This is a genomic window from Allobosea sp. GW823-FHT02B03 (genome assembly GCF_058797755.1).
This window is the reverse complement of sequence record NZ_JBXAJY010000006.1, coordinates 488,135-504,880: the sequence shown is the minus strand read 5'-3', so window position 1 is coordinate 504,880 and position 16,746 is coordinate 488,135. Positions and strand designations below refer to the sequence as shown.

At 65.6% G+C, this 16,746-nt stretch carries 7 protein-coding genes; 3 read left to right on the top strand and 4 right to left on the bottom strand.

Annotated elements, in window-relative coordinates:
• Genes AC1REK_RS22490 through AC1REK_RS22480 form a run of 3 tightly spaced genes read left to right on the top strand, consistent with a single transcriptional unit; the run spans position 1 to position 3,436 of the window.
• A complete protein-coding gene (locus AC1REK_RS22490; protein ID WP_327521562.1) occupies positions 1-1,446 on the top strand; it encodes a TadA family conjugal transfer-associated ATPase in 1,446 nt (481 codons plus the stop codon).
• Between the two features lie 21 nt (positions 1,447-1,467).
• Positions 1,468-2,448, top strand: coding sequence for a type II secretion system F family protein (locus tag AC1REK_RS22485; protein WP_492270129.1), 981 nt, complete (start codon positions 1,468-1,470; stop codon positions 2,446-2,448).
• A gap of 10 nt (positions 2,449-2,458) precedes the next feature.
• On the top strand, positions 2,459-3,436 hold the full coding sequence (locus tag AC1REK_RS22480; RefSeq protein WP_316019809.1) for a type II secretion system F family protein: 978 nt from the start codon (positions 2,459-2,461) through the stop codon (positions 3,434-3,436).
• Positions 3,437-3,783: 347 nt separating this feature from the next.
• On the opposite strand, the gene AC1REK_RS22475 is transcribed toward AC1REK_RS22480, so the two are convergent.
• The 4 genes from AC1REK_RS22475 to AC1REK_RS22460 all read right to left on the bottom strand — a co-directional run bounded on the left by AC1REK_RS22475 (position 3,784) and on the right by AC1REK_RS22460 (position 16,743).
• A complete protein-coding gene (locus tag AC1REK_RS22475) occupies positions 3,784-5,127 on the bottom strand; it encodes an HlyD family type I secretion periplasmic adaptor subunit (RefSeq protein ID WP_492270275.1) in 1,344 nt (447 codons plus the stop codon).
• A 57-nt stretch (positions 5,128-5,184) separates the two neighbouring features.
• On the bottom strand, positions 5,185-7,545 hold the full coding sequence (locus AC1REK_RS22470) for a cadherin-like domain-containing protein (protein ID WP_492270130.1): 2,361 nt from the start codon (positions 7,543-7,545) through the stop codon (positions 5,185-5,187).
• Positions 7,542-9,332: a type I secretion system permease/ATPase gene (locus AC1REK_RS22465; protein ID WP_316019807.1), complete on the bottom strand. Its 1,791-nt coding sequence runs from the start codon at positions 9,330-9,332 to the stop codon at positions 7,542-7,544. Before AC1REK_RS22465 ends, AC1REK_RS22470 begins: the two co-directional genes overlap by 4 nt.
• 88 nt (positions 9,333-9,420) lie before the next feature.
• On the bottom strand, positions 9,421-16,743 hold the full coding sequence (locus tag AC1REK_RS22460; RefSeq protein ID WP_492270131.1) for a peroxidase family protein: 7,323 nt from the start codon (positions 16,741-16,743) through the stop codon (positions 9,421-9,423).
• Positions 16,744-16,746: the final 3 nt, after the last annotated feature.

The window sequence follows — 16,746 nt, the reverse complement described above, 5'->3', positions numbered from 1 at the left end:
ATGTTCGGCAAGCGCAACGCCACCCTGCCGCTCGCCCAGGCCTCGATGGCCCCGCCCGCGGCAGCGGCCGCCCGGTTGGCAGAGCAACGGCCGGCGGCTGTCGAAGCGCGCCGCCCGCCGCCGCCTCCGGCACCCGTCGAGTCTGCGAAGTCCGACGAATACTACCAGATGAAGAGCATGATCTTCGGTGCTCTCATCGAGGCGATCGACCTCTCCCAGCTCGCCAAGCTCGACGGCGAGTCTGCCCGGGAGGAAATCCGCGACATCATCAACGAGATCATCTCGCTGAAGAATGTCGTGCTGTCGATCGCCGAGCAGGAGGAACTGCTCGACGATATCTGCAACGACGTTCTCGGCTACGGGCCGCTCGAGCCGCTGCTGGCGCGTGACGACATCGCCGACATCATGGTCAACGGTGCCGGCCGGACCTTCATCGAGACCGGCGGCAAGATCCAGCTGACCAATGTCCGCTTCCGCGACAACGCCCAGCTGATGAACATCTGCCAGCGTATCGTCAGCCAGGTCGGCCGCCGCGTCGACGAAAGCTCGCCGATCTGCGACGCCCGCCTCGCCGATGGTTCGCGCGTCAACGTCATCGCCCCGCCGCTCGCTATTGACGGCCCGGCCCTCACCATCCGCAAGTTCAAGAAGGACAAGCTGACCCTGGATCAGCTCGTCCGGTTCGGCGCGATCGCGCCGCCCGGCGCTGAGATCCTCAAGATCATCGGCAAGGTCCGCTGCAATCTGGTCATCTCGGGCGGTACCGGCTCGGGCAAGACGACGCTGCTCAACTGCCTGACCAACTATATCGAGCACGATGAGCGCGTGATCACCTGCGAGGACGCGGCCGAGCTGCAATTGCAGCAGCCGCATGTCGTGCGCCTGGAAACCCGTCCACCCAATCTCGAGGGAACCGGCGCGGTTACGATGCGCGACCTCGTCAAGAACTGCCTGCGCATGCGGCCCGAGCGCATCATCGTCGGCGAGGTGCGCGGACCGGAGGCCTTCGATCTCCTGCAGGCGATGAACACCGGCCATGATGGCTCGATGGGCACGCTGCACGCCAACACCCCGCGCGAATGCCTGAGCCGCATCGAATCGATGATCACCATGGGCGGCTTCAGCCTGCCGTCGAAGACCCTGCGCGAGATGATCTGCTCCTCGATCGACGTGATCATCCAGGCGCAGCGCATGCGCGACGGCTCGCGCCGCATCACCCACATCACCGAGGTGATGGGGATGGAGGGCGACGTGATCATCACTCAGGACCTGATGGTCTATGACGTGCTCGGCGAGGATCCGAACGGCAAGCTGATCGGCCGCCACCGCTCGACCGGGATCGGCAGGCCGCGCTTCTGGGAACGGGCGCGCTATTTCGGCGAGGAGCAACGTCTGGCGTCCGCCCTCGACGAGCTCGAGAGCCAGAACGATGCGACTGCGGCGTAACCGGGGGGACGGGACAGCGCCATGGATTACGGGCTGATCGCTGCCGCCATTCTTGCTGCCATCTCGGCGGGCGGTGTCGCCTATGCGCTGCTCTACCCCTCGCTCAGCGGTCAGGCCCGGGCCGAGCGTCGGCGCAAGGAATTCGCGAGTCCCGTGGTCACCCGCGCCGCCGCCGATCGCGAGGCGCAGAATCGCGCAAAGCGCGGCCAGGTCGCGCAGAGCCTCAAGGATATCGAGAACCGTGAAAAGGCGCGCAACAAGGCGACGCTCGAAGTTCGGATCCAGCAGGCAGGTCTGAGCTGGTCGCGGCGACAATACTTCGTCTTCGCCGCGATCACCGCGGCCGTCGCCGGCCTCGCCATGCTCATCGCGTCGGGCAACGGCGTGCTCGGCCTCGCCGGGCTTGTCGTCGGTGCGCTGGGTCTGCCGTCCTTCTATTTGAGTTTTCGCCGCAAGAAGCGCCTGAAGCGCTTCTCCAACGAATTTCCCAACGCGATCGACATCATCGTGCGCGGTATCAAGTCCGGTCTGCCGCTGAACGATTGCCTGCGTATCATCGCCAGTGAGGCGCAGGAGCCGGTCAGGACCGAATTTCGCCTGATCGTCGAGTCGCAGACATTGGGTCTCTCCCTCACGGACGCTGCAACCAAGCTGTTCGAGCGCATGCCCTGCGCCGAGGCCAATTTCTTCGGTATCGTTCTGGCGATCCAACAGAAAACCGGCGGCAATCTCGCCGAGACTCTGGCCAATCTCTCCCGTGTCATCCGCGAGCGCCGCAAGATGCGCGACAAGATTGCGGCGGTCTCGATGGAGGCCAAAGCCTCGGCGGCGATCATCGGGTCACTGCCGGTCGTCGTTGCGCTCCTCGTTTATGTGACCAGCCCCCGCTACATCGAGTTGCTCTGGCTGACCTCCACCGGCCAGATTGCCTTGGCCGCCGGGCTCGTCTGGATGACGATCGGCGTCATCGTGATGAAGAACATGATCAATTTCGACATCTGAGGAGGGGAAGATGCTGGCGCTCCTCATCGAAAAGGCCATGAACCTCCAGTTCATGCTGGCCCTGTTCAGCGGGCTGGCCGTGGCTGCGACGATCGTCGCTGTCGGCACGCCGCTGCTCGAAGGCAACGCGCTGGGCAAGCGGATGAAGAGTGTCGCGACCGAGCGCGACAAGATCCGCGCCCGCGAGCGCGATCGCCTGGCACGCCAAAAGGACAAGGTGACCTTGCGGCAGGAGCCGAAGGCGTTCATGCGGCAGATCGTCGACCAGTTCAAGCTCGGCGACTGGCTTGGCACCGAAAACGCCAAGAAAAAGCTCGCTCTGGCCGGATTCCGTGGCCAGCAGGCCGAGATCGGCTTCCTGTTCTTCCGGGCTGTCACGCCGATCGGCCTGTTCCTGTTCGCGCTGTTTTACGTCACTTTCGTCAATGATTTCGGCCTGTCGCAGATCAACCGGATCGCGGTCGCCATCGCTGCCGCCTATCTCGGCATCAAGGCCCCGGAAATCTATCTTTCGAACGCCACCAAGAAGCGCCAGTTCTCGATGCGGCGTGCCTTTCCCGACGCGCTCGACCTGCTGCTGATCTGTGTCGAATCCGGCATGTCGATCGAGCTTGCCTTCCGCAAGGTCTCGACCGAGATCGGCAGCCAATCGGTGCCGCTGGCCGAGGAGTTCGCGCTCTGTACCGCGGAATTGTCCTATCTGGCGGAGCGCCGGCAGGCCTACGAGAACCTTGCGGCGCGAACCGGGCTGGAATCGGTGAAGTCGGTCTGCACGGCGCTGATCCAGGCCGAGCGCTACGGCACCCCGCTCGGCACGGCCTTGCGGACGCTCGCCCAGGAAAGCCGCGACCAGCGCATGAACGAGGCCGAGAAGAAGGCCGCAGCCCTGCCGCCGAAGCTGACCGTGCCGATGATCCTGTTCTTCCTGCCGGTGCTGTTCATCGTCATCATGACGCCGGCCTTCATCAAGCTGGTCGACATGCAATGATTATGGCGGTGCGCGCGCCGTCGCGCGTATCGAAATCAGCGATGCCTCGCCGCTCTGACCAGCACGGCATCGATTCCAGCGATTGCCGGCAGCTTTCCGACGCGCCAGTAGAGGCCTTCGCAGCACCTGCCACCGTCGACGGAAAGCTCGGCGCCGGTGAGGGAGGACGCTTCCGGGCTCAGCGGGAACATCGCCGCGGCAGCGATCACCCGCGATCTCAATGAGATCCTTGTGAGGCTCCCCCAAGCGATACGGAACGATGCCTCGAGGCTAATCGCAAAGGCGCCGGATTCTGCAGCCTGTCGCGAGCGCGGGCGCCGGCCAGCTCCGCCCTTGCGACGGATGCCCTACCTTTCGCGGAACATCCGCGAAGCGTGGTCGAGGAAGGGCTTTGCGAGATAGGAGAAGGCTGTCCGTTCCTCGGTCGAGATGAAAACCTCGACCGGCATGCCCGGAAGCAGCTTGCGTTCGCCGAGGGCTGCTGCGTCGCCATCGATCTGCACTTCGCCGACATAGAACGTCGCGCCGGTCGCGGGGTCCTTCGAGGTCGCCGGCGAGACATGCACGACCGTGCCGGGATATTCCGGCGTGCTGTTGCGGGCGAAGGCCGAGAAGCGCAACCGGGCAGATTGCCCCTGCCTGACCTGATCGATGTCGGCCGGCGAGATCCGGACCTCGACGGTGAGCCTCGCATGGCGGGGAACGATCGTCGCAAGGCGCGCAGCGGGCGTGATCACGCCGCCGACGGTGAAGACTGTGAGCTCGTTGACCACACCGGCGATCGGCGCCCGGATCTGGGTTCGCGATAGCCGGTCCTCCGTCGCCAGACGCCGCTCTGTGAGCTCGGAGACCTTGGCCTCGACCTGGCGGAGTTCGCGCTGCGCCTCGGTGCGCGCGGTCTCGTCGACGGCGATGATCTGCAGCCGGGCCTCGCTGATGCGCAGGGCTGCGCGGGCGAGGGCGGCCTCGATCTCGCCGCGCTCGCCCAGGAGCCGAGCCCATTCGCGGTTGATGTTGTAGACCTTGGTTCCGTCGATGAAGCCCTTCTCGAAGAGGCTGAGATATTTCTTGCGCTCTAGCTCGACGAGCCTCAGCTCCTCGACCTTGGCGACCTTGCGTGCATTGAGCCCCTTGATCTCCTCGCCGGACTGGACGATGGCGATCTCGAGCTGCTCCTTGCGGCTTTCCCGGTTGGTCTTGTTCCCGGCGAAGAGCCGGGTCTCGCCCTCGATGATGTGGGGCGCCTCTTCGGAGAGCTCCGCCAGGCCGGGCGGGAATACGATGTCGGGAAGGTTGTCGCGCTCGGCGATGAGGCGAATCTTGCGCCCGAGATTTTCACTGAGCTGCGAACGGACGATGCTCAGCTCGACGCGTGTCTGGACATCGTCGAGTTGGATCAGCATCTGGCCTTCGGCGACGCTGTCGCCCTGCTGGACGGCCAGCCGCTCGATGATGCCGCCATCGCGATGCTGCACTTCCTTCAGGTTCTGGTCGACCTTGACGGTGCCCTGGGCGATGATCGCGCCGCTGAGCTGGGCGGTCGCGGCCCAGCCCCCGCAGCCGACGATCAGCACGAGTGCCAGCGTCGAACCGATGATGACGTGACGCCTGAGCCGGAAGCTGCTCTGACGCTCCGGGACCTCGTTCACCTTGGGCGCCGTGTCGAACCGGCGTGCATCGAAGTTCTGCATGTTCACGGCGGCCACTCCATCCGCGCCCGAGCTGCAATACGCGCAGCCCTGCGCTGGCTAGAAGTAATAGAACTTGTGGTTTCCGAGGACCTGGATCGAGAAATCCCGCTCGTCGTCCTGCTCGAGATAGACGTCGACGATGGTATGTTCGTTGCCGTCGATCTTCTCGATGCGGAACCGGAACGGCTGCGCCGTCTCCTCTTCGCCATAGGTCGCATTGAAGCGGTCGTCCTCGCCTTCCGCCTCTGTCTGATCGTCGTCCGCTTCGTCGAAGTCGCTGCGGAGCTGGTACTGCTTGACGACGATGCGGTCGCCGGCATCGAGGTCCAGGATCTCGTGAATGAGATCGCGCTGCTCATCGCCTAGCGAAACCTCGAAGACGAAGGCATCGTCACCCTCGCCACCGGTGAGCGTCGTCGGCTTGTCGCCGACCACGAACTTGTCGTCGCCCTTGCCGCCGATGATGGCCTCGATGTTGACGGCGATGTCCTTGCCGATCTCTGCGCCCTTCGCCGTGCCGGCGATCGCATCGACTTCGACGCCCTGTGTCGTGCGGGAGAGGTCGAGCGTGTCGGTGTCGTCGCCGCCATCATAGCGATCGTCATCCTGGTCGAGGGTCACGACGAAGGTGTCGTCGCCTTCATCGCCCTTCACCTGGTCCGCGCCGGGACCTGCCTCGATCGTATCGTTTCCCTTGCCGCCGGAGACGATATCGTTGCCCGCGCCGGTGGAAATCTTGTCGTTGCCGTCCTCGCCGAAGACCCGGTCGTCGCCCGCGCCGGAGTCGACGACGTCATTGCCGCCACCCGCGCGCACCGTGTCGCGCCCGGCACCAAGCGTGACCGTATCCTCTCCGCTTCCTCCGATGACGATGTTGTCGCCATCGGCGGCCACAACACGGTTCCTGCCGCTCCCGGTCTGGATGATGTTGTTGCCCGGGCCACCGTCGATATCGTCATCGCCAGGGCCGCCGTCGATGAAATCGTCGCCATCTTCGCCGAAGATGACGTCGTCTCCCAGGCCGCCGGAGAGATAGTCGGGGGACGTCCCGCCCGAAAGCCGATCATTTCCGGAGCCGCCGCCGATCATGTCGGAGCCGGCACCACCAGAGATGATGTCGTCGCCCTCGTCGCCCGCCAAGGTATCGTCACCGTCTTCGCCATGGATCTCGTCATTGCCCGCCCCGCCCGAGATCTGGTCGTTGCCGGCGCCGCCGAAGATGCGGTCATTGCCCGCCTCGCCATGGATGATGTCGTCGCCGGCACCGCCGAACACGATGTCGTCGCCGGCGCCCGCATGGACGAGGTCATCGCCTGCGCCGGCTACGATATGGTCGTTGCCGAGGCCACCATGGATGATGTCGCTGCCGCCGCGGGCGTGGATGTTGTCTGCCCCGTCGCCGCCCGAGATGATGTCGGCGCATTCGGTACCGATCAGCATGTCGTCCGCCGCTGTGCCGTTGATCTCGTTGAACTCGACCACCTCGAAACCGGCCGTCTGCGCAACCGCGACCTTGCCGTCGCTCACCTCGTATTCCAGCGTTACCGGACCGTGAGACCCGGCGGCCGGCTTGAAGATCCAGCCGCCTTCGACCGGGGTCAGGGTTCCGCCGGAGACGCGCAGGTTGACGATGGAAAGCGTATCGCCGTCGGCATCGAAGGCGCCGGAGAGCAGCGCCGCGACGGAGACCAGCAGCGTCTCGCACATCCCGATGCTGGGCAGCGTGACGACGCCGCGCAGGACGGGCGCCTGGTTGCGCGGCGCGCGGTCTTCCGAACTGGCGCCGACGCTGCCGGACTTTCCATCGCCGCCGGTTTTCTCATTTCTGGCCTTGTCGGTCGGTTCGGCCTGTGGGGCGCTTTTGACCGGCTTCAGCGAGTCCTTCTCACCTGCTTCTCCTGACATCGAGCTGGCCGGGCGGGAGGAGCTCCCGCCCTCGCCCACAGGCGCAACGGCCTGGAAGTTGCGTGCCAGGCGGTTGTCGTTGCTCGGCAGGTCGAGGCCGAACGGGGCCCTTGGCGAATCCGAGCGCGGCAATGGCAGCTGCTCATAATCGATCGGCGGTGAATCGATCCCGAGAAAATCCGCGATCCCGCCCACCGGCGCGCTTGGGGCGCCGGAACCCAGCGCCGGCTCCCTCTCGCCCTCGCCGAGCGCTCCCGTCTCCTCTTCCGCCGCAGCGCCCAGCACGTCCGGCGCGTCGCCGCGCTTTGCCTCCGGCTGCTCGGCGCTGGGCTCCGGAGTGGACCTGGCGAGGCTGGGGAACAGGCTCGCGATGTAGGTCGCGATCGCCGCCATTGCGAGCAGGACCGCGCCGACCAAGCGCGCGGGCCGGCTTTCAGCCTCGGGCGTACGATAGATCTGCTCGGCCGTCGGCAGGTTGGGAGTTTGGGGTTTGAGAGCCTTGACCTCGATCATGCCGACACCCGTTCGTGTTTGGCATTGAAGTGACCGGTCATCGGAGTGACCGGAGCAGCGCTCGATGGCGCAGGGGGTGCCCCTGCGCCATGTCCCGCCGAGGGCACCAGGATCTCGCTTTTCGGGCCGAATGCGATGAGCTTGCCGCTCTGGATCAGGCAGACATAGTCGACGGCGACGAGCGCGCTCGGCCGATGCGCGACGATGATGGCGATGCCGCCGCGCTTCTTGATGGCTTCGACCGCGGCGTTGAGGGCCGCCTCGCCTTCGCCGTCGAGATTGGAGTTGGGCTCGTCCATCACGACGAGGAAAGGCCTGCCATAGAGCGCGCGGGCGAGCCCGATCCGCTGTCTCTGCCCGGCCGAGAGCGCGGTTCCTTGCGAGCCGAGCTGCGTCTGGTAGCCGTTCGGCAGCCGGACGATCATCTCATGGACGCCGGCCGCCGCGGCCGCCGCGACGATGTCGAAGGCGTCGGCACGCGGGCTCAAGCGCGAGATGTTCTCCTCGACCGTCGCATCCAGCAGGCTCACCTCCTGCGGGAGGTAGCCGATCGAGGCACCGAGGCTCTCCTCCGGCCATTGGCTGAGCTCGGCCCCATCGAGCCTGACCGAGCCGCGCAGCGTCGGCCAGATGCCGGTCAGGGCGCGTATCAGGGTCGTCTTGCCGCCACCGCTCGGGCCGATCACGCCGAGCGCCGTTCCGGCCGCCATCTCGAAGCCGACTTCGCTGAGCAGGATCTGCCCCGTGCCCGGCGCGGCCACCGTGATCTTTTCGACCTTGAGCGACTTGGCCGGAGCCGGAAGCTTCATGGGCTCGACCGCCTGGCTGAGTGCCACAACCGTGTCGCGCAGCCGGCCGAAGGCGAGACGTGCGGCGACGAAGCCCTTCCAGTTGGCGATGGCGAGGTCGACCGGGGCCAGGGCCCGCGCGGAGGCGACGGAGGCCGCTATGATGGCGCCGGCGGAAAGCTCGCCCTTGATCGTGAGATAGGCGCCCAGCCCGAGGATCGCCGATTGCAGGATCATGCGCAGCACGCGCGAGATCGCGCCGAAGGTGCCGCCCAGGTCGTTCGCCTGCGTCTGCAATTCCAGATGCTCGCGATTGGCGCTGTCGAAACGGGCGACGGCCTGATGGGCGAAACCCATCGCCTTCAGCACCTCGGCGTTGCGGGCATTGGAATCGGCGATCGCGTTGCGCACGATCCCGGCCTGGCGCGTGGTCCCGTTCAGCCGGCGCGTCAGCACCTCGCTGAGGATCGTCAGCAGCGTCAGGATGAAGGCGCCGCCGAGCGTCAGGGCGCCCAGCCAGGGATGCAGGAAGTAGACGAAGGCCAGGTAGAGCGGGATCCAGGGCAGGTCGAATAGGGCGCTCGGGCCCTGGCTGCCCAGGAAGGCGCGCACCGTATCGACATCGCGCCCGCGCTCCAGCGCCTCCGCGCTCGAGAAGCCGAAGCGGGGCATGTCTATCGCGACGCGATGGGCGATCGGCGCGATGTCCTCGTCGAGCCTCGCTCCGACGCGCACCAGAACCTGCGAGCGGATCACGTCGAAGCCGCCCTGGAACAGATAAAGCCCGATCGCCAGGGTGGAGAGTGCCACCAGGGTCTGCACGCTGCCGCTGGTCAGGGCGCGGTCGTAGACCTGGAGCATGTAGAGCGAGCCGGTCAGCGCCAGGATGTTGATGATGCCGGACATCACGAACAGGAAGATGAAGGCACTGCGGAAGCCCTGTGTGAGCTTCGCTGCATCGCGCCTTCTGGCGCTCGCCAGTTCTCGTGAAGAAGCCATGATCGCAATCCGTCAGCATTCACACGCGGGGGAATGTCGGAAAGGCAGGGAGCGGCCCGGGGCGCGGACCGCTCCCTGAAGTTGGACCTCAGAGATTGAAGTTGTCCGAGGTCAGCGTGTGGCTGCCCTTGAGCTCGATGCGGAAATCGGTGTCCGTCGCCGCATCGACGTTCCCCTTGACGATCGTGTAGTCGCCATCAGCCCGAGTCTCGTAGACCACCACAAGCTGGGCGGAGGCGGTGAAGTCGGCGCCGGGTACCAGCGTGAAGGCCTGGTTGCCGGCCACCGCCGCATTGGCGTCGATGCCGCTGAGGTCGAGCCGGTCGCCGGGCTCGAAACCAAGGATCGTATCGCCATCCGCCCCTTCCTTGCTCAGGAAGCGGAAGGTGTCGTTGCCGGTCCCGCCTTCCATCACGTTCACCGCATTGCTGGCCGTGATGGTGTCGTTGCCGGATCCGGTCGCGACATTCTCGATGTTCCAGAGCGAGTCGGTCCCGCTCTGGCTGCTGCTGGCACTGCCGCGTCCGAGGAGCCCGTTGCCGAGATCGACGGTGAGGTTCGCCGTGATCGCCGACAGGTCGAGCGTGTCGGTGCCGGCTCCGCCATCGGTGCCATCGCCGTAATAGGCGTCGTTGCCGTCGCCGACTTCGCCGACGATCACATCGTTGCCGGCGCCGCCGACCACGGTGTCGTTACCGGTTCCGCCGGAAAGCAGGTCATCGCCGCCGTCGCCGAACAGCTTGTCGTCGCCGGCCTCGCCATAGAGCATGTCGGCTCCGGCGCCGCCGAAGAGCTGGTCGTTTCCGGCCGCCCCGAAGACCACGTCGCGGCCTGCGCCGGCATCGGCGACATCGTCTCCCGCCCCCGCAGAGATAGCATCGTCGCCGCCTGCGCCGGTCAGGACGTCATCGCCCCCCAGCCCCACCAGCGTGTCCGCTGCTCCGGTGCCGCTCAGGACATCGTCCTGCGGCGTGCCGGTCCGCGGGCTTCCCGCGCTCGGCGCCGGATTGGTCGGGGTGTCGTCATCGTCATCATCGTCGTCACAGCCAGAGCCGTTGTGATGGTCGTCGTCATCTTCGTCGTCATCATCCTCATGGTTCGAGAATTGCGGCATGCCGCCCGTCGTCTTGAAGGCGAGGCTGTGCGTCGGGCTCGTCATCTTCGTGACGCCGTTCTCGGTCGTGACGTCATAGTCGTCCGGGGTCGCGCCGCCCGGCAGCTCGATCACGTCCTGCGGGCGCAGCGTCCCGACGATCGTGTCGTTGCCGCCATTCGACCTGAAGACGATGCGATGCGCCGAGGACAGCGAGGTGATGTCGATGGTGTCGTCACCGGCGTTGCCGTCGATGGTGATCGTGTTGAGTGCCAGGCTCGTCGTCGAGAAGTCGCCGAAGATCTGCACTGTGTCGCCCGGTGTTCCGCCGGCGCCGCCATTGACCGGATCGGTGGTCTGCGTGCCGATCCGGATCTCCTCGACATTGTCGAGTTCGGCGATGATCGAGGTGGTCCCTCCGGTGGTCCGGGTGATGACGATCTCGGTATCCGGCTGCAGGCCGCCGAGCAGGAGCGTGTCTTCCCAGTAGTCCCTGGCATAGACGCGATAGGTCTCCGCCTCGCCCGCCCGGGTCGTGACCCGGAAGGTATCGGTGCCGAAGTCGCCATTGACGATGTCGAAGCCGTCAGTGGCGCCGTTGGCGTTGGCGTTCCAGGTGATCGTCTCGTTACCGGTGCCGCCGAGGATCACGTCGTCGCCGAGTCCGCCGGTGATGAGGTCGTTGCCGTCGCCGCCGTCGATCCGGTCGTTGCCGCTGCCGGCATTGATGGTATCGATGCCGCCGCCGGCGAAGATGATGTCGTTGCCGCCGCTGGCGTTGACCGTATCGGCAGTGCCGGCGAGGACATAGATTTCCGCGTCGTTGTTGCCATTGACCGTCGTGCCGGTGACACGGGTCACGTTCACGGTCGCTCCGTCGGTCAACGTCCCGTCGCTGCCGGTATAGGTGAAGGAACCGCCGGCACCGCCGGTATCGGAAACCGTCACGGCGTCGGCGCCCAGGACCGGAGCGCTGAGACCGTTCTGCCCGCCGACCGCTGTGATCGTCACGGGCGAGCCCTCGGGATCGCTGTCGTTGGCGAGGAGGGCCGACCGCTGGATCGCGAAGCTGGTATTCGCGGCCACGTTGGTGATGACCGTATCGTTGGCGGCGATCGGAGCGTCGTTCGTCGCCACGACATTGACCGTCGTGGTGGCGACCGCGCTGTTCAGCAGGCCGTCATTGACGGTGACGTTGATCGTCCGGGCGACCGTGGACGGATTCTCCGAGGTGCTCGAATACCGGATCTGCGCAATCGCCGCCTGGTAGGCGGCCGGCGAGGCGTTGCCGGTCAGGTTCAGGACCAGCTGCCCGGCAGGCGCGTTGGGGTCGAGCGCCGAGCTGATCCCGGCCGGCAGGGTGCCTGTCACCGACAGGGCATCGCCGGCGCTGGCGTTGGTGATGACGATCCGTGCCGACGCGATGGTCGTGCCGTCATCGGTGACGACAGGCCCCAGTGCGATCGGGATGGGCGCGCCATTTTCGGTGTAGCTGGTGCTGTAGTTGTTGCCTGGTCCGCCGGGAACGGGCGTGACCGTATCGACCTCGGTCCGGATGTTCACGTTGTCGATGAAAAAGTTCTCGCCGGCTTCGTAGGTCCCCTGGGCGGCGAACCGCACTTGCGTGTTGGCGCCGACAAGAGCTGGAGCGAGTTGCTGCGAGAAGTTTGTCGTCACGTCGCCGCCCAGCGTGCCGATCGTCGTCCAAGCAGCGTTCGGGTTGGTGCTGTTGCGCACCTGGACGAGCACGGTCTCGCCTCCGTCGAGGTCGTCCGCCTGATAGTCGAAGGACAGGATTGCTCTAGTCACGCCCGTGAGATTGACCGCGCGGGTGATGGTTTCATTGCCGTCGGTGCCCTCGATGAACGCCAGGCGGCCCCCGGTGATCTGTATGTCACCATTGGCGGCATTGGCGTTGTCGTTACCTTCCGTCCAGTTGCCGCCCCAGTTCGATGTGCCGTTGTTGTTATTGTAAGCGACCAGGCCGAACGTATCGCGGTACGCCTGCAGAGCCGTCACGGTGCTCGTCGACGTCGTCGGACCATGCAGGTCCAGCGTCGGCGCGAGCAGCGAGATATCTTGGTCGGTGAAGCGCAGAATCTCGACATTGCGGACGGTGTCCGTGCCGTCGGTGGCGAGGCCGCCGGTATGGGAGACGGTCACGGTGCCGTCGGGGTTGAAGTCGATGTCGTATTCGGCCCGCGCGCCGGAGAACACCGCGACGTCGATATCGGCGACGCCGTCGCTGTCGGTGGTCTGGCCCAGCGCTTCCTGTGCGGTGCTGTCCCGGATCGTCCTGACGATCGAGAGCTGGCCGGGATTGATCGTGCCGTTGAACATCGCGTTCGCCAGCGTCGTCATGCTCTTGTGCAGGGCGAGCGGGGTGCCGGTGTGGTTGACGTCCCCGGGAGCGAAGACGCCGATCTGCACGTCGAGCCACTTGTCGCCGTCGATGATGTCGTCGCCGGCAAGGCCCGTCATGACGTCGCTGCCGTCGCCGCCGAGGATGATGTCGCCCGCCGAGAAGGACGTCACGCCCTGGCCGAGCAGTTCCTGCAGGCCGGCGATCAGGGCAATGCCTTCCGCGTCGAGCGCGCTGCCGGCAAAGCCTTCCGTGCCGCCCTGGGCGGCGGGCAGCCGGTCGGCCGCGGTCGCTTCGGAGCCGGTCAGGACGTCGTTGAAGCGGCTGCCCGAGAGGCCTTCCATCGACGCGAACTCGTCGAGCGCTGCGTTCTGGGGCAGGGTCGGAGCCTCGTCGAACACGATCGGGATCGACAGATTGGCGTTCACGCCAAGGGTGTTGTCCTTGTAGGTCGCCCAGTCGAAGCCCGACATGCCGGCCATTTTGCCGCGCCCGGCGCTGCCGACCATGATGTCGTCGCCGCCCTCGCCGATGAACTCGTCGAAGCCGCCATCGCCGAGGAACACGTCATGGCCGTCAATGCTGTCATGCGCGAAGACCTCGTCGAAATTGTCGCCCGGCGCGCCGTCGAAAGTACCGGTCTCGATCCAGTCATTGCCCTCGTTGCCGAGGATGCGTTCGGCGTTCTTGTTGCCGTAGATGAAGTCGTTGCCCGTGCCGGCGAAGACTTCCGAACCCATATCCGTGCCGAGGAAGATGAAGTCCTGGCCGTCATTGCCCATGACGAGGTCGAGGCCCGGGCCCGCATGGACGACGTCGTTGCCGGCGCCGGCCTTGATGTTGTCGTCGCCGCCGCTGTCCTTGATGATGTCGTCGCCGTCACCACCATTGATGATGTCGTTGCCGAAGCCGCCTTCGAGCTTGTCGTTGCCGGCGTCGCCGAACAGCGTGTCGTCGCCGATGCCGCCAATCAGCGTGTCGTTGCCATCGGTTCCGCCGAGGACCACATGGTCCGAGCCGGTATAGCGGAGATAGTTCGTGTCGGGGCCGGCAGTCGACGGGTCGTTGCGGATCACCAGCTGTGTCAGGATGCCCGTTCCGGTCGGATCGGTGCTCTCGAGCGTGCCGTTGCCGTCCAGATCGTTGAACTGCCTGGACTGGTTGACCTCGAGGATCAGGCCGGGGGTCGAGAACACGTCGGACGGCAGGTGCGTCGCATCGGTGTTGCGCATGATCATGCCGGCGAAGGAGTTGTTCTCCATCTCGCCGAACAGGTGCAGGCCGTCGAGCCGCTGCAGATAGTAGAAGCGGTCGCCGTTCTGCAGCTTCTCCATCTGCACTTCGAAGACGAAGTTGAAGGTCGAGCCGAGCATGCCGCCGAACGGCATGATCTCCTCGGCGAGGCCGCCGATCCAGAGATCGACATTGTTGAGGCCGCCGAGCGATCCGCCGGCATAGGTGCCGGTGGCATTGAGGAAGTCGACCGCATCGGTCGGCATGACGAACCCGGGCACCGCGAACTTGCCCACGCCGGAGCCCTGGATCAGCGTCAGGGCCGCGTCGCGCTTGCCTTCGATCGTGGTCTCGCCGGTGATCAGCGAATGCGTGCCGTAGGCCGCGATGAAGTTGATGATCGAGGCCTCGTGCTTGAGGTGCCCGGCGAAGTCGACCCAGCTCTCATAAGGCTTGAGCAGGACGTCCTGGTTGGTCGCTTCGTAGAACTGGGCGCGCGCCTGGTTGAGCGAGGGCACGCCGGTGTCGCGGCCGCGGGCGAGGTTGATGGTCGCAAGATCGAGCGGCAGGCCGAGCAGGTTGTTGCGCAGCGCGCTGGTCACGAACTCGTCGATCTCGTTGCCGACCTGCCGGGTCATGCCCCGGATGATCGAGCCCGCGGCGATCTCGTCGTCGATCACGCCGTTCAGGCCGTTGAAGGCCGTCGGGTTGAGGAAGCCTTCGATCAGGCTGATCGAGTTGGAGGCGTAGTTGGTGTCGAGCCGGTCGATCTGCTCGGTCAGCATCGAGTGGCCGAAGCGATAGACCACATGGGCGAACTCGGCGACGATCGAGGGATCGATCGTGGTGTCGAAGCCGTCAGGCACGAGGAAGACGTTGATGTTCGGCTGAACCTTGCGCGCGAACTCCTCGAAGACGAGATGCTGGTACTGCATCTCTGTGCCGAATTTGGCGGCCTGGAACAGGCGCTCGCCGTCCCAGATCAGGCCGGCGGCGCTGGCCGGAACGGCCGCGACATCGTTGACCAGCCATTCGTTGAGGAAGGCCACGGCCTCCGCCTGCGAAGCGCCTTCGGCGAGCATGGTGTTGGCGTCAGCGAGCACGACCTCCTTGGTATGCTCGACCAGCCGGTTGTGCTCGGAATGGAAGACATGGTGCACGGCGGTGAGGCCGATATTCTCGTTGGCGCGGCCGTCGCCGGCGATGAAGTGCGCGTCGAGCAGCTCATTGTCGTATTCGGTGTCGCCATTGCCGGGGTTGCCGAGGCCGATCGTGATGTCGCCGTCGGCGATCTTGCCGACCGGGACCGCCTCATGCGCGATGTCGGCTAAGAAGGCGTGGCTGGTGCGGAGCGCGCCGGTCGTCAGAACGCCGAGGCCGCCGTTGGCCGCGGGATTGCCCTCGACGACGATGTCGTCGGCGGTGTTGGGAATGCCGTCGAGGCCGATGCCTGTAATGATCTGCGGGAAGCCGTTGGTGCCCGGAATGAAGTTGCCATAGGCGTCGGTCCGCATCAGCGGCACGCTGCCGACGTCGTTGTCGGTCAGCTGGATGCCGAGCACCGTCCGGGCCTGGAACTTGACCTCGCCCCAGGTCGCCATGCCGCCATTGGCGCCTTCGATCAGCTTGCCGGTGGCGACGGGGTCGCCCGCAGCGTTCAGCACATACTGGCGCAGGAAGACCTGGTGCGAGGGATGCGAGGTATAGGTCTGGTTCTGGTCGACATAGGCGGTCGTGGTGTTGACGGGGCGCGTGTCGTCGGGTGTGCCCATGACGCCGTCGGCGCCGGGGCCAACCGTAGCGCGCGTCAGCACCATGAAATTGGTGTGGCTACCCTCGACATAGAGCGGATCATCCGGCTGCAGCGGGATGAACACGGTGCCGCTGCCGCCCTTGTTGACCAGGTCGAGCCCGTGATCGAAGAACTGGCCGAACAGCGTGAACCACGAATTGAATGGGGCGGAGAGGCCTTCGTCGGGTGCGACGGCCGGGAGATGGACGTTGTCGCCATCCATTGCGATGCCGAACGGCTCGAGCGCCGCATCGCGGACCACGCGCGCCGCTTCCAGCGCCGTGACTGTCGCAGCATGTGCGGTCGTTGCGGCTGCCAGCGCATCGAGCGCCGTCTGTTCTGCAGGCGACGGGGGCGTATTGGGATTGCCATCGCCCAGCGCATCGGCTGCCGTCTTGGCATTCTGCATCACGACGCGCGCCTGATACTCGGCGTCGGAAGCCGGCTTGAAGGTCTGGTAGATCGTCGTGATCGTCGCGAGGTCGGTCATCTGCGTCGTCGAGCCGGCGCGCTGCAGCGCCGTCAGGATCGCCGCCGGGTTGCCCAGCGTCTGGTCGACGAGCAGGTTGGAGATGGTCCGCAGGCTCGAATCGAAGACGAGCGAACCCGGATTGTTCGACGGGTTGTAGTTCGGTGCCGTCGGCATGGGCGGGACGCCCACGCCGGGGCCGTCCGGATCGAAGGGCGTGCCGTCAGCCGGTCGGTATTGCGGCGGCAGCAGCTCGGGGAACTCGTGATCGGCTGCGCCCCACTGTTCCTGGCCCGGAAGCAGATGGTTATAGGAACCGTCGACGGTGCGAAGTCCCCAGGCAATATTATAGGCCGGAATTTGCCCACCGGGACCGAACAGCGGCTGGCCGTTCGCATGGTTCTCGGCGATCTTGATCTGCGCGAGAATGAAATCGAGATCGCTTCTGATGTAGGATACCATCGT

Coding starts and splice junctions, on each gene's coding strand:
- AC1REK_RS22490 (WP_327521562.1), top strand. CDS start 1: ATGTTCGGCAAGCGCAACGCCACCCTGCCGCTCGCCCAGGCCTCGATG.
- AC1REK_RS22485 (WP_492270129.1), top strand. CDS start 1,468: ATGGATTACGGGCTGATCGCTGCCGCCATTCTTGCTGCCATCTCGGCG.
- AC1REK_RS22480 (WP_316019809.1), top strand. CDS start 2,459: ATGCTGGCGCTCCTCATCGAAAAGGCCATGAACCTCCAGTTCATGCTG.
- AC1REK_RS22475 (WP_492270275.1), bottom strand. CDS start 5,127: ATGCAGAACTTCGATGCACGCCGGTTCGACACGGCGCCCAAGGTGAAC.
- AC1REK_RS22470 (WP_492270130.1), bottom strand. CDS start 7,545: ATGATCGAGGTCAAGGCTCTCAAACCCCAAACTCCCAACCTGCCGACG.
- AC1REK_RS22465 (WP_316019807.1), bottom strand. CDS start 9,332: ATGGCTTCTTCACGAGAACTGGCGAGCGCCAGAAGGCGCGATGCAGCG.
- AC1REK_RS22460 (WP_492270131.1), bottom strand. CDS start 16,743: ATGGTATCCTACATCAGAAGCGATCTCGATTTCATTCTCGCGCAGATC.